Origin of the sequence: Methylobacterium cerastii (assembly GCF_022179125.1) — a bacterium.
Classification (GTDB): domain Bacteria; phylum Pseudomonadota; class Alphaproteobacteria; order Rhizobiales; family Beijerinckiaceae; genus Methylobacterium; species Methylobacterium cerastii.
Window position 1 is genome coordinate 1 of record NZ_BPQG01000064.1, and the last position, 4,047, is coordinate 4,047.

The following is a 4,047-nucleotide window of genomic DNA, read 5'->3' on the forward strand; positions in this document are numbered from 1 at the left end:
CCAGCATCGGGGCGTCGTTGGTGCCCGTGATCGTGAAGGTGATGTCCTTCGTCGTCCCGTCGAGCGACGCGACCGTGAACACCTCGTTCTTCAGCTGACCTGCGGCGAGGTACTGCACCGCGCTGTTGGCCACGCTGTAGGTGTAGGCGCCGTTCGCTGCGAGGGTCAGGGTACCGAGCACGCCGGTGGCGGGGGTGACGGTCGTCAGGAAGCTCGACTCATTGTGGTCGGCATCCGTGACCGACAGCGTGCCGCTCGCGGTCAGGGTCGTGGTCGTGGTCGAGGGGCTGTCCTCGGTCACGGCCGCGATCATCGGCGTGCCGATCACCGCAGCGTCGTTCGAGCCGGTGATCGTGAAGGTCACCGTCTGGGTCGAGGTACCACCGTTCTTGTCGTTGACGCTGACGTCGTAGCTTACGCTCAGCGTCTCGCCCCCGCGCAGGACGTCGAAGGCTGCATCCGCCGCCGAGAAGGTCAGCGGGATCGTGCCCGTGCCGGTCTTGGTGCTGTCCGTAATCCCGGACATTGGGACGGTGAGGGCCGAGGCGAGCGCGGCGCTGAGCGTGGCCTGCTGAGCGGGCGAGAGGTTAGAATAGGCCCCCGTCAGCGTCGGAGCCGAGACCATTACCGTGTGGGTGTCGGAGAGGTCGACATCCGTGAAGGTCAGGCTCGCGCTCAGGCTGTCGGTCGCGCTCGTCGCGGGGGTATTCGTCGCCGTCACGACACCGTTCGTCGTGCCAGACTGCTCCGCGAACGCGTGCGTGCCCGTGTCGGCGGCCAGCACCGGCGCGTCGTTCGTGCCGGTGACCGTGATCACGACCGGCCGCGTCGCAGTGCCACCCGTGTGCTGGTCCGACACCGTGACGTCGTAGCTGATGGTCAGCTTCTCGCCCGCTGCCAGGAAGTCGAAGGCGCCATCCGCCTTCGAGAAATTCAGCGGGATCGTGCCAGTAGTGACGGTGGCGCTGGTGTCGGTGATCGTCCCGGGGGTCAGGGCGCCCGTGAGCGCGGTGACGAGCGCGGCCGACTGGTCGCCGGTCAGGCCCGTCGTGCCCGAACCGGTCAGGACGGGGGCTGCCACCGACACGGTGTGCGTGTCGATCAGGTCGACGTCGGTGAAGCTCAGGCTCGCCGTGAGCGTGACGGCCGTCGTCGACCCCGTCGTCGCGGCGGCCTCCGTGAAGATGTGCGTGCCCGCATCGGCGGCCAGCATCGGGGCGTCGTTGGTGCCGGTGATCGTGAAGGTGATGTCCTTCGTCGTCCCGTCGAGCGACGTGACCGTGAACACCTCGTTCTTCGGCTGACCCGCGGCGAGGTACTGCACCGCGCTGTTGGCCACGCTGTAGGTGTAGGCGCCGTTCGCTGCGAGCGTCAGGGTACCCAGCACGCCGGTGGCGGGGATGACGGTCGTCTGGAAGCTCGACTGGTCGTGGTCGGCATCCGTGACCGACAGCGTGCCCGTCGCGGTCAGGGTGGTGGTCGTGGTCGAGGGGCTGTCCTCGGTCACGGCCGCGACCATCGGCGTGCCGATCACCGCAGCGTCGTTCGAGCCGGTGATCGTGAAGGTCACCGCCTGGGTCGAGACCACGCGCTGGCTGTCCGTGACGCTGACGTTGTAGGTCACAACCAGCGTCTCGCCCTCGCGCAGGACGTCGAAGGTCGCATCCGCCGCCGAGAAGCTCAGCGCGATCGAGCCCGAGCCGGTGCCGGTGCTGTCGCTGAGGGTGTTGCCCAGCGCGTTCGCCAGGGCCGAGGCGAGCGTCGCCTGCTGCCCGGCAGAAAGCAGCGTGTAGCCGGTCCCGCTCAGGGTCGGAGCCGCGATCGACACCACATGCGTGTCGGTGAGGTCGGCATCCGTGAAGGTCAGGTTCGCCGTCACGGTGTCGGCGGGAGCCGCGTTACCCGAGGCGATCACGATGCCGTTCGTCGTGCCCGGCTGCTCGGTCAGCGTGTGCGGACCTGCAGTGTCGGCTGCCAGAACCGGCAGGTCGTTGGTGCCGGTCACCCGCACGGTCACGGTCTGCTGGCTCGAGCCACCGTTCTGGTCGGCCACGGAGACGACGTAGCTCAGGGTCAGGGTCTCGCCCGCGGCGAGGAAGTCGAAGGTCTTGTCGACGACCGAGAAGTCGAGCGGCACCGAACCGGCGCTGCCCGCGCTGCTCTCGACCACCGTCCCGGGCGTGAGCGCACCGGCCACCGCGCTGGCAAGGGTGAGCTTCTGATCCGAGCTCAGCCCGGCATAGCCCGTGCCGCCCAGGCTCGCCGTGCCCACGCTCACCGTGTGCGTGTCGCCCACCGACGCGTCGGTGAAGGCCAGGGTGAAATTGGCCGTGTCGGCGGTGCTCACACCCGTGACGTTGGCCCGCTCGACCACCAGCTTCTGCACGGTGTTGCCCGCGTCCAGCACCGGCGCCGGGTTGTTCGGATCGAAGGTCGGAGCCGCGCTGTAGCGCTGCGCCTTGATCTCGCTACCCCGGCTCGGATCGTAGTTCTCGTTCTGATCGATGGCGCCGCTTTCGTCCTGCCAAGTGACGACGAAGCCGCCGTCCGACAGACTGCTCACCGTCGATTGATACTGATCACTCGCGGTCGCGGTGTTGACCAGGAACTCGCTGCCGGCCCTGCTGCCGTCGGCGTTGTAGACCTGCGCCTTGACATCGTAGCCGCTGGGCCCCTCGAACCCGCTGTTGTCCGTCCAGGTGACGACGAAGCCACCGTCCTTCAGACCGGTCACCGTCGAGCTAAACTGGTCGCTCGCGGTCGTGGTGTTGACCAGGAACTCGCTGCCGGCCCTGCTGCCGTCGGCGTTGTAGATCTGCGCCTTGATCCCGAAACCGTCGCTGTCGCCCCCGACCCCGCTGTTGTCCAACCAGGTGACGACGAAGCCGCCGTTCGCCAGACCGGTCACCGTCGAGCTGGACTGGTCGTTCGCGGTCGCGGTGTTGACCAGGAACTCGCCGCCGGCCGTGCTGCCGTCGGCCTTGTAGATCTGCGCCTTGACCCCGTAGCCGCTGGTGTCGGTCCCGGTCTGGCTATAGTCCGTCCAGGTGACGACGAAGCCGCCGTTCGACAGACCGGTCACCGTCGGGCTGGACTGGCTGTTCGCGGTCTCGGTGTTGACCAGGAACTCGGTGCCGACCGCTTTACCGTCGGCGCCGTAGAGCTGCGCCTTGATCCCGTAGCCGCTCGTGTCGGTCCCGCTCCGGCTATTGTCCTGCCAGGTGACGACGAAGCCGCCGTTCGACAGCCCGGTCACCGTCGAGTTGAGCTGGTCGTTTGCGGTCGCGGTGTTGACCAGGAACTCGTCCCCGACCGTGCCGCCGGTGGCGTTGAAGACCTGCGCCTTGATCCCGGAGCCGCTCTTGTCGCCCCCGACGCCGCTCAAATCCGACCAGGTGACGACGAAGCCGCCGTTCGACAGACCGGTCACCGTCGAGCTAAACTGGTCGCTCGCGGTCGTGGTGTTGACCAGGAACTCGCCGCCGGCCGTGCTGCCGTCGGCGTTGTAGATCTGCGCCTTGATCCCGGAGCCGCTGATGTCGACCCCAACGCCGCTGTAGTCCGTCCAGGTGACGACGAAGCCGCCGTTCGACAGACCGGTCACCGTCGGGTTTATCTGGGTGTTCGCGGTCTGGGTGTTGACCAGGAACTCGGGGCCGGTGGCGGTGTAGGTGGTGGCCATGACGGGGATCCTTGAAGCGTGGCGGCGCGAGCGGCGCGCAGGTCTGATGAGGTCTGTTGGAAGGTCTTGACGGCGCGGCGCCTCAGCGTTCGCGCCAAGCCTTGGCGATCTGGTCGGTGAGCGGCTTGGTCAGGTACGAGAGCACCGAGCGGTCGCCGAGCTGCAGGAAGCTCTCGACCGGCATGCCCGGCACCAGGCGGGCGCCGCCGAGGCGGCCCTGCTGGTCGTCCGGCACGCGGATGCGCACGGTGTAGTAGCTCGCCCCGGTCTTCGGGTCGGTGGTGACGTCGGCCGAGATCCGGCTGACCACGCCCTCGACCTCCGGGGTGGTACGCTGGTTGAAGGCGGAGAAGCGCAGCATCGCC

At 68.0% G+C, this 4,047-nt stretch carries 2 protein-coding genes; both read right to left on the reverse strand.

Annotation, left to right across the window (positions count from 1 at the left end; genetic code table 11):
• Positions 1 to 3,682: beta strand repeat-containing protein (locus MFF13_RS19615; protein ID WP_238272784.1), on the reverse strand; the 3,682-nt coding region annotated here is incomplete at its 3' end.
• A gap of 82 nt (positions 3,683 to 3,764) precedes the next feature.
• On the reverse strand, positions 3,765 to 4,047 hold a 283-nt coding region (locus MFF13_RS19620; RefSeq protein WP_238272783.1), incomplete at its 5' end, for a beta-barrel domain-containing protein.